Raw genomic sequence first — 24,213 nt, 5'->3', positions numbered from 1 at the left:
TGTTCGGGTCACATGCTGGATGCGGCACGCCGTATCCCTGGCAACACTTCAGCCGAAGTCATTGCCCATAGGCCCTGAACAGGCCACAAAAAACAGGCCAAAACCAACGTAACCTCAGACGCGGCAAGTGCCGTTTCCTCATGGCCCTGTTCTAGCAGGGAGTACTGACATTTCCCGCCGTGCATACCGGAGCCGCGAGCGCATATCCCTTCCCATTGTGGCTAGTCGGCCACGACTTCTGGATTGCTACGTCTCATCGATCTGGTCGAGCCAGGCGTTCACTTGGGCAACTGCTTCTTTGAGCGTGATGTCTAGACCAGCCGAGCGGGCTGCTTGGTCGAAATCCGCTCGCCAGTGCGGATAGGCAACCAGCCGGGCTGGCCAGTGGCGTGGCGTGCGGCACAGAGCTTCGGCCTCAGCGGCCCGAGCAGTGAAGATGTCCAAAATGGCAACCTTGATGCTCGACCTGTCCGGCTGTCCCGTGTCGTTCGACAGGTCCCGCAGCAGCAAAAGGTCAACCAAGTCCCTGGCGCGGTCGTTCACTTCTTCCGGTGGGTCGTGTGGATCAGTTGCAGCATGAACCTTCTGGGCGATCTGGTACTGCATCGAAAGGGACGCAAGGTGATCAGGCGTTGGCAGCCCAAACCCAGCCAATGATGGAGCCTTGATGCGGTCGATGGTCGCTCCGGCATTTCCTTCATCAGGAGAGAGTTCCACTTGAACCCGGCGCCATGTCTGACCATTCAGCTTCACAAACAGATCGAAGCGCCTGGGCTTAATCACCTTGTAGGGCACCTCAATCACTTCCACCTCACCCCGAGAGAATCCGAACGGCCCCCACGGCTTTTCGAGCAAGGAATCCAGGGAGCTGAGAAAGACATCCAGATCCACTCTGACCAGGCCATCTACATCGGTAGTGGTGCGTGTCGGGTCGCGAAATTTGTGTTGAAGCAGCGAGCCGCCTTTGAGCAGGAAGGCTGGAGCGCCAGACTCGTCCAACCCCTGTTGGAGGACGGCAGCCACCACAGTGGACGCGACCAACCAGCCAAGCCTGCCGCCATCGGAATGCAAATTGCGCTCCGCCTGGGCGATCCATACGTCAAGCACCCGCCCTGATCTGGGGATCTTATCCTTCATTTTCAGCGCTTCCAGCGCCCCAGACAAGTTGTAGGGCACTTCAGAGGTCATTGCCTCTCTCCTCCAGTTTCTGGGTGAGCCGTTCGTGATCCTTTGGTAGGAGCAGGCTTGTTCCCGTTGTTCTCTCCAGTGCCTGCTTGACCAGGTAGGTAGGGGTGCCCCAATCGATGCACTGCTCAACTGTGGTGGGCACGTCTGTGATTGGAATCTGTTCAAACCAGGCGCGCTGCGAAGCAACCAGGTCTTGACGGTGGATGATGTAGCGCTCTCCGCCCGCGCGTCGCAACCGCCGGTTCTTGCCTACCAAGATATGGATTTGATCCGGGTTGATGTCGGTAATGTCCCAAGCCGCAAGTGCCGTTTCGTGGCTTAGGCAAGCCTCTTGCGCTCCGGTCCACAGCACGGCCAACGCCCAGTTTTGATAGCGGCCACCAGGGGTTTGGGGAACCAGGTAGACGCCTCGTTTCAGCCGTTCCAAGCGTCCCCGAGCAGCCAGTTTCACAAGCTCTTGCCGGGCAATCCCTTGTCTTGCCGCTTGTTCGGAGGTGATTAGTCCATGCTGGTCCATGGCCACCTCGCGGAGCTGTTCAAGAATCGTCACAGCTTCAATCATGGCATTAGTATACCTTGATGGGATACTATTGACACCATCCTGTGCCCGAAACCTGACACTTTGGGATAGTTTTGCCTTCATGCGAACCTCGTTGCCGTTCGTGCTTCGGTGTCGATGTTCCATAACCCGACAGCAGCCATTGGGTCACCAGAGCGGTAGCTGACGATGGCGAGGCAGGCGACCTGGGTTTGGTCGGTGGCGGCGGCGGGTCGCTGCAAATGACCATGCAGTGACAAGATCGGCCGAAAGTCCTCGGCCATGTCACGGACTCGCTGGTCACCGGTCGTACCGAGCGACGCGCCACTTCGCAGGCCGCCATCTGGCCATATTGAACGGCCGGGCCAGTTAGGGTTGGAGGGTGAGCCAAGAACAGCCATCGACTGATGGAGCAGGACTCTGGGGCGGCCGGTTTGGCAGCGGGCCGGCTCCGGCGTTGGCCGCCTTGTCCAAGTCGACCGACTTTGACTGGCGCCTGGCCTCCTATGACATTGCCGGCTCGAGGGCTCATGCGCATGCCTTGGCGGCGGCGGATTTGCTTAGCCAAAGCGAATTGCATGACCTGCTGGTGGCCCTGGACGAGGTCGACGAGGAGGTCAGGACCAAGCGCTTTGGGCCCAGCCCGGGTGACGAGGATGTTCATTCGGCCCTAGAGCGGCGCCTGGTAGAAGTGGCCGGTGCCGCCTTGGGCGGCAAGCTTAGGGCCGGGCGTTCCCGCAACGACCAAATCGCTACCCTGATTCGCCTTTACCTGCGCGACCAGGCTCGGGTCCTGGTTAGCGGCGTGCTGGAGGTGGCTGAGGCGCTCATGGATCAGGCGGCCAGACACGACCAGGTGGCCATGCCCGGCAAAACCCACCTGCAATACGCCCAACCGGTGCTGCTGTCGCACCACCTGCTGGCCCACGTTTGGCCGTTGCTGCGAGATGTGGAAAGGCTGGAGCAGTGGGGTCTTAGGGCGGCGGCTTCGCCTTACGGGGCCGGAGCCCTGGCCGGTTCGACCCTGGGCTTGGACCCGGAGCTGGTAGCTGGGCAGCTGGGCTTAGCTGGCACGTGCGAAAACTCGATTGACGCCACAGCCGCCCGCGACCAAGTAGCTGAATTCGCTTTCATTTGCGCCCTGATTGGAGTGAACCTCTCCCGCCTGGCGGAAGAAGTCATCATCTGGTCAACACCAGAGTTTGGCTACGTTGAACTAGATGACGCTTGGTCGACCGGTTCGTCGATCATGCCGCAAAAGAAAAACCCAGATATCGCCGAACTAGCCCGCGGCAAAGCCGGCCGGCTAATCGGCAACTTGGCCGGCCTGCTGGCCACACTCAAGGGCCTGCCCCTGGCCTACAACCGCGACTTGCAGGAGGACAAAGAGCCGGTCTTCGACGCGGTTGACACTCTTGGCCGCTTGCTACCGGCCGTGGCCGGGCTGGTGGGCAGCTTGAAATTCAACACCAGCCGGTTGGAGCAGTTAGCGCCAAGCGGCTACGCCCTGGCCACCGATGTGGCCGAGCGGCTGGTCAAATCCGGCCTGCCCTTCCGCCAGGCCCATGAGCTGACCGGTCGCCTGGTCCGCCTGGCCGAATCCTGCGGCAAGGAGCTGTCGCAGCTGACGGCCAGTGAGCTGGCTCAGGTCGATCCAGCCCTGAGTCCAGATGTCCTCAGCCGGTTAACCCTTGAAGAGGCCCTGGCCAGCCGCGACGGGGCCGGCGGAACCGCCCCGATCAGGGTCAAAGAGCAGCTCCAGGCGGCCCGCAGCCAGATCGCCGCGGCCCGCAGCCACCAGCAATGAAGATCATTTTTGTTGACGGCCCGGCCGGGGCCGGCAAAACCACTTGGGCCAATGACCTCGCCACCGGTTTGGGCCTGCCGGTGGTGCATATGGATGACCTGTACCAGGGCTGGGATGGCCTCGAAGCCGGGTTCACCCGGCTGGAACAACTGGTGCTTCAGCCGTTGGCGCAAGGCCGGCCGGCCCTGTTCAACGCCCACGACTGGCTCAACCCTTCCGTCGCCGGGCCGCCCGTCTGGATCGCTTCAACCAACAGCCTGGTAGTTGAGGGTTGCGGTTGCGCGCCCAGAGCGGCCGCCAGCTGGATCGACACCCTGGTCTGGTTGGACGGACCGTGGCAGCGGCGCCTTGAGGCCTGCCTGGCGCGCGATGCCGGTGTCACCCGGGAAGAACTTGTCGCCTGGGAGCGTTCCAGCCGCCTGTATTTCGCCAAGGAACGCACCAGCCAGCGCTCTGACGTTAAGCTGGTCCGCTGATGGCGCGCTTTGTCGCGGTCGGTCTGGTGGCCGGGTTCATCAGCGGCATGTTTGGCGTGGGCGGCGGCCTGATCATGGTGCCTCTGCTGATCCTGGTGGCACATCTGGACCAACGCCAGGCCTCGGCCACATCGCTGTTCGCCATTGTGCCAACCGCCACAGTTGGGGCCATCGGTTATGCCGTCAAAGCCGAAGTGGCTTGGCTACCGGCCCTGCTAGTGGCCGTTGGCGGTATGGGCGGGTCACTGCTGGGCGCCCGTCTGCTACGGCGCATTGCGGTCAAGAAGGTGACCTGGGGTTTTGTTGGCCTGCAAGTCGCCACCGCCTTGGTCATGCTGTTTTATGTGCCACAAAGGGCGGCCAGCCTGGGGACAGGGCCTGGCATTTGGATTGGGCTAGTTGCCTTGGGGCTGGTGATGGGGTTATGTGCCGGGCTTTTTGGTGTGGGCGGAGGCATTATCGCTGTACCCGCCTTGATGGGGATTTTTGGGGCTGGCGACCTGCTGGCTAGGGGCACTTCGCTGGTGGTGATGGTGCCAACAGCCATCACCGGCACCGTTTCCAACTGGCGTCACGGACTGGTCCAGGTGCCAGCGGCCCTGGCGACCGGGCTGAGCGCGATGGCCTCAAGTTGGGCCGGGACTTGGGCGGCCGCGGCCGTCTCACCCAAGGTAGGCAACCTAGCTTTTGCCGGAATCCTCGCCATCGGCGCCTGGCAGCTGTCGCGCAAAAACCTCAGGCGCTCCTAGCCGTCCTGACGCGAAACTGAGGCACCGCACATTCAGCGGCCTTGACCTGCCCCAACGCCGTGAGACCGAGCCTTGACCTGCCGGTTCGGGCTGGCCTACGGGTTGTTGTCTCGCGCCTTGTCTTGGGGCGATGCGAACATCGCCAAAGACCAATGCCCGGAGCCAATCCCTGAGAACACCCCGCGAGCCGCCCCACGGCTTGGCTTGCGTTGGTCGGCACCCGATGCTGACGCGAAACCGAGGCACAGCAAACTCGCTTGGCGAGCACCGCTGACAGCGACTCCGAGCACTGGCCCGAAGCCTGGGTCCAGCCAAACGAGCTTCACTCAAACCGGACTGTGCGGCATCGAGATTGAGCCTCACCGGACTGTGCGGCATCGAGATTGAGCCTCACCGGGGTCCCGCGCAGTAGCGACCTGGGGTTTTACGAAAACGCTGTCCGGTACATGGTGAACTCGATCGCCACTAGTCCGGTATCTGATGAACTCGATTGGCCGGATCCCGGTATTTGGTGAACTCGATTGGGTCTGGTCCGGTTTGGGTGAAAGTCAATGCACAAATGCCCGGCCTGCAGGCCGGAACGGTCAGTAGTAGGTTGACGTCTTGCTGGCGATGACCAGAAAGAAGATCAGCAGGCCAATGGCGATGACGGTGGTGACGTAGCCAAGGATCAGGCCGGCCAGGGCCACGCCGGCGCCGGCCTGGCCGGTCCGGCGGATTTGGGCCCGGGCTAGGTGGCCAAAGATGATCGGCAAAACCGTTACACCAAGGATGCCAAGTACCAGCGCGACAACGGCCATCGGGTTGGTTCCAGCCGCAGGTGGGGCGGCTGAGGGCATGACTGGGGCGGTGAACAAAGGCCGGCCTTCGGCGTCAATGGCCTGTGCGCCATCGGCCGTGAAAACAGGCTGGGCCGCAACCGCCGCTGAACGCCTGGCTGGCTGATCTGCCGCCTCCGCTGCTTGCCGCTGCTCCCGCTTGGCCTGGCGTTCCTCTTGGGTCCGAATCCAACGAGGCCGGGAGGCCAGCCAGTCCGTCAGCGCCACGGTTCCCACCACGGTAAGCAAAGCTGTGGCAAATAGGCCGCCGTCGCCCATAACCCAATTCCAGCGGAGTACCTCCCACCTGCGGAGTACCTCCCACTGAATCAAGAAAGACAGACCAGCAAGGACCACCGCGAACGGAAAGGCTCCAAAGAGCAGCAAGTAGGCGGCAGCTGGACGGCGGCGCAGACGGAGGTAGATGGCGGCCAGGCCAATTGCGATCAGCGCAAGACAGGCAGACTCCAAGACGGTACTTGGGGTGAGCAGCCAGCCCCTCCCGGAAAATGCTCCTCGGCCTCAACTAGTGCAAATAGGCCAGATCCAACGGGGCGGGGGGGGGGCGTTCATTGTCGCTCCTTGGCTAGCGGGGGCTATGTGGCGCTTGCGATCAAGCATAGACGGCGTGGCCAGGCGAGGGTTGGCCACGCACGCGACGAGCTGGGTACCAATCGTGCCCCTGTGGGGGCCAAAAGAGGCTTAGAAGCCCATCCGGCTCGGGCGTACTCGTCGCGGTTGAAGGGAACTGACTCCTCGGCATCGGCTGCCCGCGCGGCCGCGACGCAATCGACCTCTTCGATGATGTCTTGCATTGCCTCATAGCGGTCAATAGATAACAGCACACCGACGGGCTTGCCGTGTTTGAGGAGGTAAACATCGTTCTCGCGGGCCTCGTTGAGCAACTCGGTCAGCCGGTTGCGGGCCTGGGAAACGGGCACCAAGGTGTTCCTCACTACAAGTCTTCTAATCGGTGGTGGACACTCCGGCGGTGGCCAATGCGCTTTGCATCGACCACGGGCCGCAAGACAAACCCGCCGCCGGCTCGTAGAGGCGAATCTTGGTCGAGCCGGCGGCGGGACGGGAGGGTCGATAGGTTCTATAGGGCGTTGATCAGGTCGTCGGCCTGGTGGGCGATCTCGTATTCTTCGTTGGTTGGGATGACCCAAACCTGAACCGCCGAATCCTTGGCCGAAATGCAGCCAGCCACGCCGCGGGTGGCTTCGTTGGCTTCCTGGTCGAGTTTGACCCCGAGGACCTCAAGGCCTTGGAGGGCCTCACGCCTGGTAATCGGGTCGTTTTCGCCAATGCCAGCGGTGAAAACCAAGGCGTCGACGCGGCCAAGCTGGGCAGCGTAGCCGCCAATGTAGTGGCGCAAACGGTGGGTAAAGACATCCAGGGCCAGACGGGCGGTCTGGTCACCCTGGCTAATTGCCCGGTGAATGTCACGCACATCAAGCGAACCGCACATACCAACCAGGCCTGACTTTTTGTTGAGCAGCTGGTCGACCTCGTCAACCGAATAGCCACCGGCCCGCACCAGGTGGAAGACCAAAGCCGGGTCAATGTCGCCGGAGCGTGAGCCCATAACCAGGCCCTCAAGTGGGGTCAAACCCATTGAGGTCTCGACTGACTTGCCGCCGCGAACCGCCGCAATAGAGCAGCCTGAGCCAATGTGGATCGTAATGAGATTAAGCAGGGCGGCGGGCCGGTCGATCAGCACTGCGGCCTCGCGGGACACGAACTGATGCGAAGTGCCGTGGAAACCGTAGCGGCGGATCTTCAGCTTCTTGGCCACCTGAGGGTCAATGGCGTAGGTGTAGGCGGCCGGTGGCAAGGTCTGGTGGAAGGCGGTGTCAAAGACGGCCACCTGCGGTAGATCCGGGAAGGCCTCGCGGGCGGCTTCGATGCCCATCAGGTTAGGTGGGTTGTGCAAAGGCGCCAGCGGAATCAGTTCCTTGATCGAGGCCTCAACCTCTGGCGTAATCAAAGTGGCGGCGGAATAGACATTGGCGCCTTGAACCACCCGGTGGCCCACACCAACCAGGTGGCCGGCTTCGAGGTCGGGTCCATTGGCTTCGAACTGAGCCAACATCAAACGCAAGCCGTCAGTGTGGGTAGGCAGTGGCTCTTCAACCACAACCTTGATCGGATCGGCTCCGGCCTGGTTCTTATGCGTCAGAGTCGACATCGACTCGCCGATCCGCTCGATCAGGCCAGAGGCCAGAGCGGCCCGAGTTTCGACATCGACCAATTGGTACTTGATAGAAGACGAGCCGGCATTAATAACCAGTACTGATTCACTCACTGTAGGACGCTCCTTTACGCGACATGAGGACGGGTTTCTGGCTGCTCCAGGGCGTCTCCGCCAGCCCGGCCAGCCGGTTAGTTGTAATGCTACTGCGCTTGGCAGGCGGTGATGATCACCGTGTTGACAATATCTTCGACCAAGGCCCCGCGGGACAGGTCGTTGACGGGTTTACCCAAGCCCTGCAGCACCGGGCCAATGGCCAGGGCCCCGGCCGAACGCTGGACCGCCTTGTAAACCGCGTTGCCGGTATTCAAATCGGGGAAAATCAGGACAGTGGCTTTGCCGGCCACTGGTGAGCCCGGTCGCTTCGAGGCGGCGACCGATTCGACCACAGCCGCGTCGTATTGCAGCGGGCCGTCCAAAGCCAGGTCAGGGGCGGCCTTTTGGGCAATCTCGGTGGCTTCGGTGACGGCATCGACATCCGGACCCATACCGGAGGTGCCGGTTGAATACGAAATCATGGCCACCCGCGGCTCGACGCCAAAGGCAGCGGCGGTTTGGGCCGAGGAGATGGCGATAGAGGCCAACTGGGACGGGGTCGGGTTGGGGTTGACGGCGCAATCACCAAACACCAGCACCCTGTCCGCCAGGGCCATCAAGAAGACTGAAGAGACAATCTCTACCCCAGGGGCGGTCTTAATGATCTGGAAAGCCGGGCGAATGGTATCCGCAGTGGTGTGGCAGGCTCCAGAGACCATGCCATCAGCAATGCCTAGGTGGACCATCATGGTGGCGAAGAAGGTATGCGAACCCTTCATAATGTCCATGGCCTTGTCTTTGGTCATGCCCTTCGAGGCGCGGATCTTGGCCAACTCCTCGGCAAAGCGGTCAATCAAATCCGGGTCAGCCGGGTCGACAATGTTGGCGCCGGACAGGTCCAGCCCCAGGGCCGAGGCCCGAGCTTTGAGATCGGTCTCAGTGCCCAGGATCGAAACCTTGGACGCGCCCAGCTCAAGCACCCGGGCGGCCGCTTTCAAAATCCGGTCGTCTTCGCCTTCCGGCAGCACAATGTGTCGAATGTCGGCCTTGGCCCGCTCAAGCAGGGCAGCTTGGAAGGCGGACGGGGTTTGCACCGTATTGGCGTATGAGTCGATGGCGTCAAGGAACTTCGAAGCGTCAACCGACTCTTGGAACAATTCGACTACCCCGTCGACGCGCTGCTGCGAGGCCAGGTCAAATCGCCCGTGGACATGTGAGGCGGCGGCCGCAGCCGAAAGGGTGTCGAGCGGCGTGGTGATAATGGGCAGATCGGCGCTGAGTTCGCCGGCTCGTTTCATTAGGGCTGGGTCGATCGGATGATTGCCGCCCACTATTAGTCCGGCTAGCGGCGGGAAGGCGTCATCCTCAGAGGTCGAGGCTAGGCCCAGCAGCACGCCAATCCGGTCCGCCGGGGTGATGACGACTGATCCGGCCTTCAGCGAGCTGAGAACGTGTTCGACTTCTTGGGCGCCAATGGCGATGTCTTGGACCTCGCGGCCAAAACTCTCTTCTGAGCCGGAGACCAACGTCCCGCCAACGGCCCTGCAAATGGCGCCAAGCGAGGGGGCCAGAACCGTGTGGGAATCGGGTATGGCGGCAGCCGGCACATCGAGCGCGGCCAGGTTGGTCCTGACGGCGTCAAGCTGGTCGGGGCCGCAGCGGTTGGCCACCACTCCAATGACAGTGCCGTGGTTCAGGGCGATAGTTTCCATGGCCAGTTTGGCTGAGACTTGCAGCTGGTTGGCCGCCCGGCCAGAACCAGCTAGCACCAGAACCATTGGTGTGCCTAAATTGGCCGCAATGTTGGCGTTTAGGGCCAGCTCAGAGCCGCCGGGCAGATCGGTGTAGTCGGTGCCCTCAACTACCACGACATCACATAGCCGCCTGAAAGCGTTGTAACGCTCAAGGATCTTGACTAAGGCGGCGTCCTGGTCGGCATGCAATTCACCGTAGGTCACGCCAATCCGTACCTCGCGCACCGCCTCGATCGTGTCTCTGGATTTGAGCAGGTCAAGGACGTGATCCGAGCCTGAGTCGCGCCGCAAAACGGGCCGGAAAATGCCGACACGCTCATATTTGCGCTTCAAGGCTTCAACCAGACCCAGTGCCACAATTGATTTGACTGCTCCGGTTTCGGCGGAGGTGATGTAGACCGAACGTGCCATGTCGCTTTACGCCTTTCGTCCTTGACAGGCTGTGCGCCGGAGTGGCACACCGCATGCAGTGAAGTCTATATAGGAAAAAGCCACTAGAACCCGGCCTTTGAATGAAGGAGTTGCCCGCGTGACCACCCAGCCCACCAGCCCTGGCCCCATCTTGGTGGTCGACTACGGCGCCCAATACGCCCAGTTGATCGCCCGGCGCGTGCGCGAAGCGCGTGTCTATTGCGAGATAGTGCCTCACACCATGCCGACTGCCGAGGTCCTGGCCCTGGCGCCAAGCGGGATAGTGCTTTCCGGTGGCCCGGCCAGTATCTACGAGGCTGGTGCTCCCAAGCTTGATCCGGCTCTGCTTGAGGCCGGTGTGCCGGTGCTGGGGATTTGTTATGGCTTCCAGGCCATGGCCTTGGCGCTTGGTGGTGTGGCCGATGCCGGCGCTTCAGGGGAGTACGGGGCGACGGTTGCCGGGGTGGTGGCCCGCGAGGCGGGTTTGTTGGCCGCTAGTCCGGCCGAGCAAACCGTCTGGATGTCCCATGGTGTTGCGGTGACCCAGCCGCCGCCCGGTTTTGAGGTCCTGGCCAGCACTGACGGCGCACCGGTGGCGGCCTTTGAGGACACTTCGCGCCGGCTCTACGGCGTCCAGTGGCATCCCGAGGTTGCTCATACGCCGCTGGGGCAAAAGCTGATCGAGAACTTCTTGTACAACCAGGCTGGATTAGAGCCGGATTGGACCCCGGGTTCAATTGTGGCCGGCCAAGTAGCGGCGATCAGGGCACTGGTGGGTCCAGATCGGGTGATTTGTGGACTATCTGGTGGCGTGGACTCGGCGGTTTCGGCAGCTTTGGTGCAAAGGGCCGTGGGAGACCAACTGACTTGCGTCTTTGTTGATCACGGTTTGCTGCGTCAAGGTGAGCTAGAGCAGGTCGAAAAAGACTTTGTGGCTGTTACCGGTGCCCGGTTGATGGTGGTCGATGCGCGGCAACGCTTCTTGGACGCTTTGGCCGGCGTAGTTGATCCGGAGACCAAACGAAAGGTCATAGGCCGGGAATTCATTCGTGTCTTTGAAGCCGCTGCCCGCCAAGTGGCCGCCAGCAAAGGAGCTGGCGAAGGGGCCAGCCGCCCAGTGCGGTTCTTGGTCCAAGGCACTATCTACCCTGATGTGGTCGAATCGGGCGGCGGCGAAGGCGCCGCCGTAATCAAATCGCACCACAATGTCGGTGGCCTGCCAGATGACCTGCAGTTCGAGCTAATCGAACCGCTGCGACAGCTGTTCAAGGACGAGGTCCGTCAGGTCGGCTTGGAACTCGGTCTGCCGGATTCGATGGTCTGGCGCCAACCATTCCCCGGGCCAGGTTTGGGCATCCGGCTAATCGGTGAGATTACAGCCGAGCGTCTCGACTTGCTGCGCCAGGCCGATGCGATTGTGCGTGAAGAACTGACGGCGGCCGGGCTGGATCGGCAGATCTGGCAGTGTCCGGTGGTCTTGCTGGCCACGGTTCGCTCGGTTGGTGTCCAGGGTGACGACCGAACCTATGGCCACCCGGTGGTGCTGCGGCCCATAGCCTCGCAAGACGCCATGACGGCCGAGGTTGTCCACCTGCCGCCGGAGCTACTGACCCGGATCGCCGGTCGCATCACCGGCGAGATTCCCCAGATCAACCGGGTGGTTTTGGACATTACCTCAAAACCACCAGCCACTATCGAATGGGAGTAACCAACACCCCCAACTCGCCAGGTCGAGCTTTGGCTAACTAGGTGGTGCTAGCGATTGGAGCGGCGGGCGGCGGCCACCAGGGCCGTGACCATCAGGGCCAATCCAGCCAGAGCCATCATGCCAATGAAGAACAATTGCCCATCAATGACATGGCCAGAAGCGCCAACCACCACGAAGACGCCAAGCGTTGCCACCAACAGTCCCCAGACCACCAGACCAAACCGCGGTCCGGTTTTGACCGGGGCTGGGGGATAGGGCGTGGTGGCGGTGGCCGCGGCTGGCTGGGTCCAGGTTGTTTGGGCTGCGGCCGGAGACGCAGGGGCCGGCTCAGCCGGCTCCTGGGCTGGCAGGGCTTCGGCCGCAGCGGTTTGGTCACCGATGACCTCAGTTGCAGCTGGGACATCAGTGTCAGCGTCAGAGGCCACGACCGGTTCGGCCAGTGTCGCGGTGGACGAATCCGAACCGAGGCCGGCGGCCAGATCCGCTGTCACTTCCCTCTGGGCTGTGACCTCGGTCTGGGCCGCAGCCTCGGTGGGTGCAGCCGCGTCGGTGCTGGTGTTTTCGCCGGCGAGGCTGGCTTGGGTTTCGAGCTGCTCGCCTTTGGCGGCATCTTTTTCGTTCACTTTCGGCTCCTCACTTGGGCGGGTCAATTGGGTCGGGCGGGTCAATTGGGTCGGGTGGATCAGGAGCTTTGGGCAAGCCTCTATGGTGTTCGGCGATGTAGATCTGGCCCATTGAACAATTGACCCTGATGTCGAGGATTGGCGTGGCCCCAGCCGCCGCCTCGGGTGATAGGGCAGTGGTGCTGACGGCCAAGCCGCTGGCGTCGTTTTGGGCGACGGTCACGCGGGGGCCAATGGTGATACTGGTGCCGTGACGGTCACCGACCCGGGCACTGGAGTCGACCTGCCAGGTGCCAATGATGTTGCCCGTGTTGACAGTGCCGGCGTCGACTTGGGCATGGATTCGAATGGGTGTGTCGGTTGGCACAATCAGGTTGGCCTTGCCCATTGAGACTGACACGTTGACATAAGCCGTCTCGCCTGGCGGGACCCGGAGCTTGGTCAGGTCAACGGTCAATTGACCCATCGACATGCCGTAACGGTCTTTGAGTTGACTCATGTTGGTTGGAGTAAAGGTTCTCTCGCCCACCACCAGCTGGCCGTCCCCGGCAGAAACGGCGTTGGCCAACGCCACCACCGGCGTGGCCAAAACCGCCAGGCAAATCGAAGCGGCAATAAAGCCGCCGGCCCGCCGGCCCATCAGGCCCAGCACAACCATGCCGAAGCCCATGGCCACTAGCACGACTCCCAGAGCCAAGGCCGGTGTTAGCCACTGACCAAACAAGGTGGTGTAGCGGTCGAGGGCCGCCATGGCCGCGATCAGCAGCAGGATTAGGCCAATCAGAGCCCATGTCACCGGCCCGCCGGCCCGCCGGCGCGGCTTTGGCGGCGCCGGCTGCCATTGGCTGGCCGATGCCGGCGCCTGAGTTTGGCTAGTCCAGGTGGCGCCAGTTGACGAGCCGGCCTGGGCATTGGACGTCCAACTGGTGTTGGCTCCGGTTGATTGGGTTTGGTTCGACCAAGAGGTGCCTCCGGCCTGCCAGGCGCGTGGGTTGCCACCGGCCCCGTCAGCGGTGTCAGACCCCCCGCTGACACCGGCGGACGGGGCGGGAGCAGATGCGGCCGCCGCCGCGCTGCTCGCCGGCGAAACCGGCCACTGGTTCCTGTTCTTGGCGCTGTTGGCTCCAATCAAGATGACAACAGCCACGCCGATGGCGACCATGATGAACAAGGCGAAACCTCCCGACCAGACAGACCAGGCGGCCGAGCCGCCACAACCCAAAACAAAAGCGACCAAGGCCCCCCAGAACCCGGCTGTCAGATTGCCGGAAGTAGCTTCCTGGAGGTGGATACGACCATCGGACTGCTCGGGTAGAAGCAGCCAGGCCAAGGCGTAGGCGACTAAGGCGCCGCCGCCGGAGAACAAGGCCAGCAGGATGAACAGGCCACGAACCAACAGCGGGTCCCAACCAAGGCGGGCAGCCAGACCGCCGGCCACGCCGCCAATCCAGCGCTCGTCTGAACGCCAGACACCGCTGTTGCGCATGGTGTTGAAGAAGCTGGTACCACTGGAAGGGCCGCTTGGCTGGGCCGGCCCAGGCGCACTGGGAGTAGTCATGCCATACAGCCTGCTCCACCCACCTGGCCCCAACTATGAGGGATCACCCTGAGCTGTCCCTGAATCGGCGTCACGGTGGCCCTGAGTTTGACCCTGAGTGGCACCAGATTTCTAGGTGATTGGCGGCCAACGTGGTTCGATGAAGAGGTGCAAACCGTCTCACCCGAACCGGCTCAGCGGCCGGATGAGCAGGCCGCCTGGGCGCGGCCGGCCCAGGCGTCAAGCCGCCAGCCGTTGTGCCGGCCAGAGCGAGGACGGCGCATTGCCGGTGTGGCAGTTGGAATTGCCCAACACCTAGGCCTGCCGGTCTGGGCGGTGCGTTTGGCTTTCGTTGTGACCGGGCTGGCCGCAGCGGGTGTGATTGTTTATGTCTTCTTTTGGTTGGCTGTGCCTTCAGGTGAGCGGATCGACCAGACCCCGGCTCTGGCCCGGCTAGCCCCAAGGTTGAAGCCGGCTCAAGGTCGCCAACCAATAGTCTTTCTGGCCGCCGGACTCTCCCTGGTGGCCTTGGCCGCCGTCTTGCTGCTGTCCAGAGGCGGTGTCGGCATCCCCAGCCAGTGGTTGTGGCCAGCCATCATCATGCTGGTTGGACTGGGGCTGGCCTGGAGCCAGCTGGGGCGAATCGATGCCGGTCCCAGCCCACGTGGTGTCTCGCTGCTGCACCTCAGTGGCGCCTTGATTCTGGTGGTCGTGGCGATCGCGCTATTCATCACCGGAGGGGCCGATCCAGGCCGGCTGGTTGGGGCGGTGGCGGCCGGAATTGGGGTTGTCGCCGGGGTGGCCTTGGCTACGGCGCCTTGGTGGCTGCGGCTGATCAGAGCCCTGGGTGACGAGCGAGCCGGCCGGGAGCGAGAGGCTGAACGGGCTGATATTGCCGCCCACCTTCACGACTCTGTCCTCCAGACGTTGGCCATTATCAGATCGAAGGCTGACCAGCCTGAACAGATTCGAAGACTGGCCAGGGCCCAGGAAAGAGAACTGAGGCAGTGGCTCTACCGGGACCGAACCACGCCAGATAGTTCACTCGGAGAGCTGCTGAGGCAAGTCGCCGGGGAGGCAGAGGATCTGACGGGCGTGGAAATCGGCATCGTCCTGGTTGGCGACACCCTACCCACGGCCAAGCTTCAGGCCCTGGTTGGTGCCACCCGCGAGGCACTGCTGAATGCCGCCAACCACGGCCGGCCACCGGTTAGCCTCTACGCTGAGCTGTCCGGCCCAGAGGTGACGGTCTACATCAAGGATCGCGGTGAAGGTTTTGACTTGGAGGCCGTGCCGGAAGACCGGCTGGGTGTGCGCGAATCGATCCTGGGGCGGGTGCGGCGCCAAGGTGGTCAGGCCGGGGTTACCCCCGCTCCGGGCGGCGGCACTGAGATACGTTTGACCATGCCGAACGCCAACGGTGAGGCCAACGGAAAGGACGGCCACAGTGGCTGACAAGCTACGAGTAGTGCTGGTCGATGACCACGGTTTGTTTCGGGCCGGAACCAAAGCCGAGATAGGCGGCGAGGTTGACGTAGTTGGTGAGGCCGCCTCGGTCGACGAGGCTATCGCGGTGGTGCGCCACCTGTTGCCACAGGTCGTGCTGCTGGACGTCCACCTACCTGGCGGACAAGGCGGCGGCGGGGCTGAGGTTCTAATGGCCTGTGCCGATCTACTAGGCGAGGTCAAGTTCCTAGCCTTGTCAGTGTCTGACGCGGCTGAAGACGTCGTGGCCGTGATCAGGGCCGGCGCCAGAGGTTATGTCACTAAGTCGATTTCCGGCCGCGAACTGACGGCCGCAGTCGAAAAAGTCGCTGGGGGCGATGCCGTCTTCTCACCACGACTGGCCGGCTTTGTGCTCGATGCCTTTGGCACTGGCGCGGCTGATCTGGCGGTTAGTGACGAGGAGCTCGACCGGCTGACCGCCCGCGAACAAGAGGTTATGCGGTTGATCGCCCGGGGTTACACCTACCGCGAGGCCGCCAGCGAGCTGTTCATTTCCGTCAAAACCATAGAAACCCACGTCAGCGCGGTGTTACGGAAGCTCCAATTGTCGAATCGAGCCGAACTGACCCGCTGGGCCTCCCGCCGCCGGCTGGTCTAGTCCATCTAATGGGTCGTAACGTTTGGCTGCTTAGCGGCATTTCGCTGGCAGTAGCGATCGGTTTTGGCATTGTCTCGCCAGTCCTGCCGATGTACGCCCAGCAATTCGGCGCCAACGCCTTTTTGGCGGCTGCCGTTATCTCCGCCTTTGCCCTGATGCGTTTTGTCTTCAGCCCGGCGGTGGGCCGGCTGGTTGACCGCCTGGGCCACCGCCGGGTTTTGATCAGCGGCTTGGCCATCGTGGCTTTGTCTAGTGCGGCGGCCGGGTTGGCCACGACCTACGCCTGGTTGATCGTGCTGCGCGGCCTGGGCGGGGTCGGCTCAGCGATGTTTTCTGTCTCTGGTATGTCGCTACTGCTCAGTTCGGTGCCGGCCAGCAGACGTGGCCGGGCGGCCGGGCTCTACCAGGGCGGTTTCCTGGTGGGCGCTATGGCCGGACCGCCGTTTGGGGGCCTGTTCGCCGCCATTTCGCTGCGAGCGCCGTTTTTCTTCTACGCCTTGACACTAGGGCTGGCGGTGCTTGTGGCCCTGGGCCTGGAGCGTAAAGGTGAGGTTGACTCCCCGGCGGGGTCCGGCACCGGGCCCGATGCCGGCGTCTCGCCTGCCGCAACGCCGCTGCCCTTGCGCCTGGCTGTGAAGGACCGGCGCTTCCAAACTGCCTGTTTGGCCAACTTGGTGCACGGCTGGAACAGCCACGGCACCAGAGCGGCGCTGATCCCGCTTTTCGTGGTGGCGACACTGGCCAACTCCCCGGCCCAAGCAGCGGCTTGGATTGGACTGGCCTTGATGATCTCGGCGGCATTACAGGCGGCTCTGGTGTTGCCGGCTGGCTGGCTGGTCGACCGGATTGGACGCCGCTGGCCCCTGGTGGCCGGGACGGTCTTTTGTGGAGTCGGGCTGGCGGCGGTGCCGTGGTCAGGCTCGATGGTTTGGCTGACCTTGGCCATGTGCTGCTACGCGGTTGGCGCAGCCTTGTTGGGCAGTGCACCGGCGGCCCTGGTGGGTGATGCCGCCGGCCCGGCTAAGGACCGGGCGGTGGCGGTCTATTCGATGTGTGGCGATTTCGGTTCCATTGTTGGACCGCTGGCCGCCGGATTGATGGTTGACCAGCTGTCTTTCCACCTGGCTTTCACCTTTGGGGCCGGGCTGTGGCTCCTCGCCACGATCCCGGCGCTGACCATCCGGCGCCTCGCCCCAACCACCTGATTGCGAGGCTTAGCATCCACGCCACAGGCTTTACCCGGGCGTCAAGCTGGGCTGGCCGCGGCGCCAATAGCCGGCGGCGGCCAGACTGCCTGGGGCCAGGCCCATTGGGGCGAGCACTTGGCGGGCGGCGGTGACCTGTCCAGCCTCTCCGGCAATCCAGAGTTTGACCTGGGGGTCGCTCAGCGACCAGCCCGCCTCAGTCAGGCTGTCGGTCTGGATCAAGGCGGCCGGGTCGAATTGATCGTAGTGCCAGGTCACAGCCAGGTCTTTGGGGCCTACCAAGTCCTGGCGTTCACCAGGCCCCGGCGCCCAAAGATGGACTATGGCGCTTGAGCCCGCTCTGAGGGCTGCCAGCCACTGGCGCACTGCCGGCAGGGCGGTGGTATCAGCCAGAAAGACCCAACGCTTGAAGCGCTGGTCAACTTGTCCCCGACCCAGTGGGCCGCTAATCGGCAACACATCGCCGGACTTGGCTCCGGCGGCCCAAAGGGCGGCTGGACCCAGACCGTGCAGCACAAAGTCGAGGGCAAAGCTGCCCTGATCGCGGTCGAAATCAACCAGCGTGTAGGCGCGGGGAACGCAACTGGCCACTTCGCTAACGGCGGCCGGACCAACTGATGTTCCGGCATCGGGCGTTGGAAAATAGCCCCGCAGCCAAGCCCCAACTGCCGGCGGGCGGGCCCGGGTCAGGTCGGGGCAGGTGAAGAAAACTCGCCTAAGCAATGGCGTGGGCGATTCGGTGCCGGTAACGGTGGCGGGCATGGTCCCAGGCCGGCGGCGTAGCGGCGCGGGCGTGGACACCAGGCCATTGTGCCAGCCCAGGCGGCGCCGCCACAGCGAGTCCAGGGTTTGGCACCACGATGCTGCCAAACCCTGGACTGGCGCAAACAGGGGCGAAAGCCGGTGCTGCCAAAGCCTGAACTGGCGGTTGGTGGGCTGCCCGGAGCGGCAGGCCAAAGGCGTCGGTGCCGCGTCCTAGGCTGTGAGGCGAAATGAATGACGAAACCGTTTTGGGCCCGGTCCAAGGTCACCTGCCCGGCTTGATCGACCTGTCCAGGCTGCCATCGATAGCGCCAAGCCAGGCCATTGCGCCTGGAGACATCCGGGCCAAAGGCGATTTGACCCCGATTCTTGAAGACCTGAACGCTGAACAGAAACAGGCCGTGGTCCACGAAGGCACGCCGCTGCTGATTATGGCCGGGGCCGGGTCGGGTAAGACCCGCGTCTTGACTCGCCGCATCGCCTACTTGTTGGCCACCGGCCAAGCCCGGCATTCGTCCATCTTGGCCATAACCTTTACCAACAAGGCCGCGGCGGAGATGAAACAGCGGGTTGAAGCCCTGGTTGGGCCAGCCGCCAAGTGGATGTGGGTTTCGACCTTCCACTCGGCCTGTGTTCGGATTCTGCGGCGCGAGGCCGCCACGCTGGGGTTGAAGTCCTCCTTCACCATCTATGACGCTCAGGACTCACAACGGCTCATTACCACACTGCTCGATGACCTTGACATCAACAAAGAGAACTTCAAAGTCAAGTGGCTGGCCAACCGGATTTCGAAGCTGAAGAACGAGCTGATCGCCCCGGATGATTTCGCCTCGACTATGCGGCAGTCGAATCCGGCTGACCAGGCCACGGCCCGGGTCTATCAGGCCTATCAGGAGCGTCTCCAGCGCTCCCATGCCTTGGACTTTGACGACCTGATCATGCAGACGGTCAACCTGCTCGAGGCCTTTCCCCAAGTGGCGCAGAGCTACCACCAGCGCTTCAGTCATATCCTGGTTGATGAATACCAAGACACCAACCACGCCCAATATTTGCTGGTCCGGGCCTTGGCTGGGGTCAGAGCGGGCAGCCAGTCAGGTGACAAGGTGGTGCCGGCCCAGTTGACGGTGGTAGGTGACCAAGATCAATCGATTTACGCCTTTCGGGGCGCGACGTTGCGGAACATCACCCAGTTCACGGCTGACTATCCGGACGCCACCACGATTCTGCTGCAACAGAACTACCGCTCGACCCAGAACATCCTCGATGCGGCCAATGGGGTCATTGCCAAGGGCAAGGACCGCGTCGCCAAGCAGTTGTGGACGGCCCAGGGTGACGGGCCCAAAGTGGTCGGATACGTGGCCCAGTCTGAACACGACGAAGCCGAATATGTGGCCAAAACGATTGACGCTTTGTCCGATGCCGAAGGCATAGTCCCAGCAGACGTGGCCATCTTCTATCGCACCAACGCCCAATCCAGGGCTTTGGAGGAAGTCTTGGTGCGGGTGGGTTTGCCCTACAAAGTAATTGGTGGGACCCGCTTTTACGAGCGCCGGGAGGTTCGCGATGCGCTGGCATATATGCGGACGGCGGCCAATCTAGATGACACCGTCTCGGTCAGGCGCATCTTCAACCTGCCAAAGCGGGGCCTGGGAGCCAAATCCGAGGTGGCGGTGCAGGCCTACGCCCAGGCCCGGCAGATTTCGTTTGGGGCAGCCCTGAGCCAGGCCGGCGAGATTACCGGGTTAACGCCGCGGGCGGTTCGGGCGATCGAAGCCTTGGCCAACCTACTGGCCAACCTGGGTCAGATGAGTCAAGAAGGCGCCGGGCCGGCCAAAATCCTGGAACATGCGCTGAAGGAATCGGGCTATTTGGCTTGGTTACAGGAATCAGCCGACCCACAAGAGACAGCCCGGGTAGAAAACCTGAACGAGTTGTTCACCGTGGCGACCGAGTTTGAGCGCGGCGTAGAGGATGGCACCTTGGCAGATTTCCTTGAGCGGGTCGCCCTGGTGGCCGATGCCGATCAATTGGACTCAGGTGAAGCGGACAGCGCCGATGGCCGGCCGCAGGGACAGGTCACCTTGATGACGGTGCACACGGCCAAGGGCTTGGAGTTCCCAGTAGTCTTTGCCACCGGGCTGGAGCAGGGCACGTTCCCCCACGCCCGCTCTTTTGGTCAAGACAGCGAAATGGAAGAAGAACGGCGCTTGGCCTATGTTGCTTTGACCAGGGCACGGGAACGGTTGTACCTGACCAGGGCAGAGAGCCGGACAACTTGGGGGGCTCAGACGGCGCTTGGTCCATCGCAGTTCTTAGGTGACATTCCTCCACAGGCGATCGATTGGCAGAGTCTTGGCTCTGGGGCAGCAGCGCAAAGGGCGACGGTGGGGTCTACTTGGCCTTCGGCTGGGTTCAGGCGGGAGCCCAGCTGGCCGGCCAGGACTGGTGAGCGGTCAGAGGCCAAACCAGTGTTTGGTTCGGCCACGCCGCGGCCGGCCCGGGACATTCCTGATCTCAGCGTTGGGGATATGGTGACGCATGACACCTACGGTTTGGGCACAGTCCTGGAGGTGACACCGACCCGGGACCAGCCCCTGGCCGTGATCGACTTTGGTGACACCGGGGTCAAACGCATCTTGCTGCGCTTTGCGCCGGTGACAAAGCTCTAAATGACCTGGCTGGGGAGCCTGGGCATCAAAACAAGGAGCGGAATGGAGATTCTTGGGCCCCTGTTCGGCTTTGTCATCCCCGCCGGGATCGCGTCACTGTTGCTGTGGCTGTTGTGGCGAAAGACAGCCCGGTCAAAGACAGTCCTGCTTTACATCGTGGGGTTGGCGGTCTCATGGGGGCTGTTCGCCGTCGTTGGGACGGTTTCGGATAACAGTGCCGGCGCTCCGATGGTGGCCCTCATGGTGCTCGCTGCGGGCTTCCTGGTGGTCGGCGTCATCATGGGAATCGTGTCGTTGTACAAGTCCGGGCAGTACAAGGCGGCCCGGACGGCGTTGATCATCCTCCAGTTGCTGGGCTCACTGGTTGTCCTGGGCATCGGCGTGGCGGTCTGGGCTGCTTCTGCCCGGGTGGGGGGCATGGTGATCGCGTTCCTCGGGTTCACCTGGGCGGGCAACACCCTGCGGCTGATGGCGGCCGGCCGCAACCGCGGCGAGGTCGAGCAGGCAACCGCGGTCGCACCGGTCAGCCCGCCTTTTCCCGTACCCAACGTCGCGCCCGGCACCGGCTTGGCCAGTTCGACCAGCGCAAACCGCCTGTCGGTCAGCCGGACTGACTATCGAACCTGCACCTTTCGCGATGCAAACACGTTGGAAGGCGGTTGGTAGCTTCGGGATAAGCACCGCTATCTAGTCACACTTCCCAATCCTGATCGTTAGTCACACCCCGCAGCGCAACACTTCAGGTCACAGCCCCACCAGATCGGTAAGACGCCCAGATACCCCTGAAGTGGGAGACTCAGGTGCCGTGGCAAGGACCCGCCATGCCACCAGGCCTGGTGATCCTCGCTCCGGCCACGCCTCGCACAAACGACCTGTTGGCGGATCGATTGTTACGCCTGGCACACAGCCTGAGACTCGTTGCTACGTCTTGCACAATCGTCCTGGTAAACGCCCAGGTCACTATGGAGTTGATTGCGCCAACTGCAACAATCATCGGGGTTGAGTGTGCCAGGCGTAACAATCATTGGGGTGAAGTGTGCCAGGCGCAGCAGCAGATCGCATCAGCTGTATCCCCTGGGTTTCCCGCCTAAGTAACACCCTTCGGGGCGGCCGCCGGGCTAGAGACCATGGTTGTGTCGGAATGGTGTGCAGGTCAGTGGGGCTACTGGACTGCCGGGCGCCCAGGAATGTGTTTCGGGCCACCAGCTGTGGTCGTCTGTATCGCCTTGTCCACCAGACCTGGTGGATCTGCCAAACCATCCCCAAGCCCGGAGCTCTCACCTGCGGTTTTCCTTCGAGGGTGGTCCCTACGCTGGCAGATACAGCAGGTTTCGCGGTGCAAACACCTGGTTTCAGGACTTTGGTCGGTCGGAGGCGGTTGGCAACCTCGGGATGGACACCCCTATCCAGGCACGTTTTCCAATCCTGATCCTCAGTCACATCCCACAGCGCAACATTGCAGGTCACGGTTCCACTAGATCGGCAAGACGCTCAAACACCCCTGAAGCGGGAAACTCATGTGGCCTGCCGCGGCCCGATGTCGCGTGGTCGCCCACCTGGAGCCCGCCGCCTCTTTCGCGAGTTGGGCGCTTGGCAGCGACCGTGGTCAAAGCCCCACGACCTTGTACGAACGCAGGTCCAGCTGCCGTGACCTAGTATTATCGCAGGTCAAGCCGCCACGACCATGCACGAAAGCAGGTGCGAATTCTTGAGGCGATGCGTTTGGCCTGGTCATCCCCACGGCACAAAAGCACGACCTGTTTTGGTGCAAGGTCACGGCTGGTCAGCCTGTTATGACGCTAAGCCGTGGCTGGTCAGCCTGTTATGACGCTAAGCCGTGGCTGGTCAGCCTGTTTTGATGCAAGGTCACGGCTGGTCAGCCTGTTTTGGTGCAAGGTCACGGCTGGTCAGCCTGTTTTTCCGCTAGGTCACGGCCGCTCGACCTGCCATTCCGCTAGGTCACACACGCAACGCTGTGACTCGGTGTCGGTGGCGAATAGGGGGTGAGCCTGGTGCTCTTCAAGGCACTAAGGTGCTTGAACGAACTCGGGTCCGAAGCGCAGCCGAATCCTGGCTGTTCTGGGCCGGGTCACCAGTCTTCAGGCGGCTGCTCGATTTCGGCTGAAGGCACTATGAAGCGGGCCGCCAGTTCCTTGAACAGCCCTGACGAGGTGGTGATGGCGCAGCGCAAGGTCAAAGCTAGCTGCTGATCGGTAACGCCGTACTCCCAGTCGACCGAATGCTCGGTTAGAACCCAAAGGCGGCCAGCGTCATCGACCCGCGAGTAGGCCTTGGGCCAGATCTTGTTCAAATGCCAGTCATCTATGACTTGTCGCAGAGTGGAACGGTATTCGATTGGTAGAGCCTGGTGCCACCGACCCCTGACCTGCAGGATCTCTTCTTGCTCGCCGTAAAGGTAGAAGTAGAAGACGTTGTTGTCCCAAAAACCCATGAGGTCGCCATCGGAATCAACATGGCTGGTCCAGTCCTGGGCGGCCAATGCTTGCTTGATTCGGTCCTGCGTCAGTGAGGCGGGTAAAGCGGCACTGGCGCCCTGTTGGCCCAGGCGATCAAACACTGCCACCAGATCCTCCTTGCATCATCATTGGCACCGGATCGTAGAGGTTTCCTATGTTACGGCGGCCAAGGCAAGGTGGAAACCCGGCAACTGGTCCAGCTCTAAGGCAAAGCTGCCGTGGCGAGCGGCCCCAATTGAGGTAGATTCTTGCTATGTCATACATCGATATCGAAGCCCGGCTTCGCACGGCGCTCGTTACCCTCATTCTGGACGAATACTCACTGCTAGAGACGATCCGTCTTCCACTGCCCGCCTCCGAGCGTGTAATCGCCAGCCAATTGGCGTGGCGTCTGCGCACTGAATACGAGCGGACCTGGGATGTCGACGTCGAGTACAACCGCGTTGGCCATGGCAACAAGCCTGATTCCGGCTCAACCTCGCCTGTTCCCGAATCGCGGCCGGTCGACATTTCGATCCACCACCGCGGCTTGTCTGGACCTGGCGACAACTTGCTGGTGATCGAACTCAAGACCCACGGTGTGGCACATCTTGAGGCCGAGGTAACCCGACTTGACACGATCAAGCGTCACTACAACTACCAGCACGCTGTGCTAGTAGACCTCGGCATGGCCGAAAACGAAGACGCCGACGGCCCGCCAGTGCTGCTCAACCCGGCTTGGCTCTGGCTGCCCGGTGCCAAGCAAATGTCGCCTGTGTTCGACGGCGAACAGGCCAAGCAGTTGTCGCATGACGGTTGGCACGCCCACCAGATTCGCAACCAAATGCGCCAGGCGCTGCAAGAGGACCACTAGTCTCAAGGCTGACTGGGGCCGAGTCCTGGACCCGGCCCCAGTTGGTTGTGCCCTGGGTTCCCTGTCAAAGAGGTCAGGGGCCCAGCAAGGCCAGCGGCACCAAGAAAATGGCGCCCCCGAAAGTGTTGTGGTTCAGGACATAGGAAACCCATGTCTCAGGACATAGGCAACTAGTGTCTCTGGACACCGGAAACCAACACTGGGCTCAGACACCGGGAACCATCCCCGCCACGTCAACCCACCA

General features: G+C 62.4%; 20 protein-coding genes. 10 read left to right on the top strand and 10 right to left on the bottom strand.

Going from position 1 to position 24,213, the window contains the following annotated elements; translation table 11 throughout:
- Nucleotides 1-246: 246 nt before the first annotated feature.
- Nucleotides 247-1,188, bottom strand: a complete 942-nt coding sequence (locus FWD29_07705; GenBank protein MCL2803815.1) for a nucleotidyl transferase AbiEii/AbiGii toxin family protein — start codon at nucleotides 1,186-1,188, stop codon at nucleotides 247-249.
- Complete coding sequence (locus FWD29_07700; GenBank protein ID MCL2803814.1) at nucleotides 1,178-1,750, bottom strand: type IV toxin-antitoxin system AbiEi family antitoxin domain-containing protein; 573 nt, start codon at nucleotides 1,748-1,750, stop codon at nucleotides 1,178-1,180. Before FWD29_07700 ends, FWD29_07705 begins: the two co-directional genes overlap by 11 nt.
- 358 nt (nucleotides 1,751-2,108) lie before the next feature.
- On the opposite strand from FWD29_07700, the gene argH reads away from it, so the two are divergent.
- Genes argH through FWD29_07685 form a run of 3 tightly spaced genes read left to right on the top strand, consistent with a single transcriptional unit; the run spans nucleotide 2,109 to nucleotide 4,758 of the window.
- A complete protein-coding gene (argH, locus tag FWD29_07695) occupies nucleotides 2,109-3,533 on the top strand; it encodes an argininosuccinate lyase (protein ID MCL2803813.1) in 1,425 nt (474 codons plus the stop codon).
- Nucleotides 3,530-4,009, top strand: coding sequence for a uridine kinase (locus tag FWD29_07690; protein ID MCL2803812.1), 480 nt, complete (start codon nucleotides 3,530-3,532; stop codon nucleotides 4,007-4,009). The genes argH and FWD29_07690 overlap by 4 nt, the downstream gene beginning before the upstream one ends.
- Nucleotides 4,009-4,758, top strand: coding sequence for a sulfite exporter TauE/SafE family protein (locus FWD29_07685; protein MCL2803811.1), 750 nt, complete (start codon nucleotides 4,009-4,011; stop codon nucleotides 4,756-4,758). Before FWD29_07690 ends, FWD29_07685 begins: the two co-directional genes overlap by 1 nt.
- A 584-nt stretch (nucleotides 4,759-5,342) precedes the next feature.
- Here FWD29_07685 and FWD29_07680 read toward each other — a convergent pair.
- The 4 genes from FWD29_07680 to pta form a co-directional block, all read right to left on the bottom strand.
- A complete protein-coding gene (locus FWD29_07680) occupies nucleotides 5,343-6,047 on the bottom strand; it encodes a DUF4190 domain-containing protein (protein MCL2803810.1) in 705 nt (234 codons plus the stop codon).
- Between the two features lie 125 nt (nucleotides 6,048-6,172).
- Nucleotides 6,173-6,532: a type II toxin-antitoxin system Phd/YefM family antitoxin gene (locus tag FWD29_07675; protein MCL2803809.1), complete on the bottom strand. Its 360-nt coding sequence runs from the start codon at nucleotides 6,530-6,532 to the stop codon at nucleotides 6,173-6,175.
- Between the two features lie 143 nt (nucleotides 6,533-6,675).
- Complete coding sequence (locus FWD29_07670; GenBank protein MCL2803808.1) at nucleotides 6,676-7,884, bottom strand: acetate kinase; 1,209 nt, start codon at nucleotides 7,882-7,884, stop codon at nucleotides 6,676-6,678.
- Nucleotides 7,885-7,973: 89 nt separating this feature from the next.
- Nucleotides 7,974-10,031, bottom strand: coding sequence for a phosphate acetyltransferase (gene pta / locus FWD29_07665; protein ID MCL2803807.1), 2,058 nt, complete (start codon nucleotides 10,029-10,031; stop codon nucleotides 7,974-7,976).
- Nucleotides 10,032-10,149: 118 nt separating this feature from the next.
- Between pta and guaA the strand changes: the two genes are divergently transcribed.
- Entirely contained in the window at nucleotides 10,150-11,739 is a 1,590-nt protein-coding gene (gene guaA, locus FWD29_07660; GenBank protein MCL2803806.1) for a glutamine-hydrolyzing GMP synthase, read from the top strand.
- Between the two features lie 47 nt (nucleotides 11,740-11,786).
- Here the strand turns inward: guaA and FWD29_07655 are convergent, their stop codons facing one another.
- A complete protein-coding gene (locus tag FWD29_07655) occupies nucleotides 11,787-12,362 on the bottom strand; it encodes a hypothetical protein (protein MCL2803805.1) in 576 nt (191 codons plus the stop codon).
- A gap of 10 nt (nucleotides 12,363-12,372) precedes the next feature.
- Nucleotides 12,373-13,920: a PspC domain-containing protein gene (locus FWD29_07650; protein MCL2803804.1), complete on the bottom strand. Its 1,548-nt coding sequence runs from the start codon at nucleotides 13,918-13,920 to the stop codon at nucleotides 12,373-12,375.
- A 147-nt stretch (nucleotides 13,921-14,067) separates the two neighbouring features.
- Between FWD29_07650 and FWD29_07645 the strand changes: the two genes are divergently transcribed.
- The 3 genes from FWD29_07645 to FWD29_07635 are packed head-to-tail and all read left to right on the top strand — an operon-like array spanning nucleotide 14,068 to nucleotide 17,208.
- The gene (locus tag FWD29_07645) at nucleotides 14,068-15,354 is read left to right on the top strand and encodes a PspC domain-containing protein (protein ID MCL2803803.1); all 1,287 of its coding nucleotides are present in this window, start codon (nucleotides 14,068-14,070) and stop codon (nucleotides 15,352-15,354) included.
- Nucleotides 15,347-16,003 carry a response regulator transcription factor gene (locus FWD29_07640; GenBank protein ID MCL2803802.1) on the top strand — a complete coding sequence of 219 codons (657 nt, stop codon included), beginning with the start codon at nucleotides 15,347-15,349 and terminating at the stop codon, nucleotides 16,001-16,003. The genes FWD29_07645 and FWD29_07640 overlap by 8 nt, the downstream gene beginning before the upstream one ends.
- An 8-nt stretch (nucleotides 16,004-16,011) precedes the next feature.
- The gene (locus FWD29_07635) at nucleotides 16,012-17,208 is read left to right on the top strand and encodes an MFS transporter (protein MCL2803801.1); all 1,197 of its coding nucleotides are present in this window, start codon (nucleotides 16,012-16,014) and stop codon (nucleotides 17,206-17,208) included.
- A 30-nt stretch (nucleotides 17,209-17,238) separates the two neighbouring features.
- On the opposite strand, the gene FWD29_07630 is transcribed toward FWD29_07635, so the two are convergent.
- Nucleotides 17,239-18,009, bottom strand: a complete 771-nt coding sequence (locus tag FWD29_07630) for a siderophore-interacting protein (GenBank protein MCL2803800.1) — start codon at nucleotides 18,007-18,009, stop codon at nucleotides 17,239-17,241.
- A gap of 191 nt (nucleotides 18,010-18,200) precedes the next feature.
- On the opposite strand from FWD29_07630, the gene pcrA reads away from it, so the two are divergent.
- Nucleotides 18,201-20,639: a DNA helicase PcrA gene (gene pcrA, locus FWD29_07625; GenBank protein MCL2803799.1), complete on the top strand. Its 2,439-nt coding sequence runs from the start codon at nucleotides 18,201-18,203 to the stop codon at nucleotides 20,637-20,639.
- A gap of 42 nt (nucleotides 20,640-20,681) precedes the next feature.
- Entirely contained in the window at nucleotides 20,682-21,305 is a 624-nt protein-coding gene (locus FWD29_07620) for a hypothetical protein (protein ID MCL2803798.1), read from the top strand.
- Nucleotides 21,306-22,728: 1,423 nt separating this feature from the next.
- Here FWD29_07620 and FWD29_07615 read toward each other — a convergent pair.
- The gene (locus tag FWD29_07615; GenBank protein MCL2803797.1) at nucleotides 22,729-23,223 is read right to left on the bottom strand and encodes a YbjN domain-containing protein; all 495 of its coding nucleotides are present in this window, start codon (nucleotides 23,221-23,223) and stop codon (nucleotides 22,729-22,731) included.
- A gap of 146 nt (nucleotides 23,224-23,369) precedes the next feature.
- Between FWD29_07615 and FWD29_07610 the strand changes: the two genes are divergently transcribed.
- A complete protein-coding gene (locus tag FWD29_07610) occupies nucleotides 23,370-23,969 on the top strand; it encodes a hypothetical protein (GenBank protein MCL2803796.1) in 600 nt (199 codons plus the stop codon).
- The last annotated feature ends 244 nt before the right edge of the window (nucleotides 23,970-24,213 follow it).

The sequence above is a fragment of the Micrococcales bacterium genome (assembly GCA_009784895.1).
Classification (GTDB): domain Bacteria; phylum Actinomycetota; class Actinomycetes; order Actinomycetales; family WQXJ01; genus WQXJ01.
This window is presented reverse-complemented; position numbering and strand designations above follow the sequence as displayed.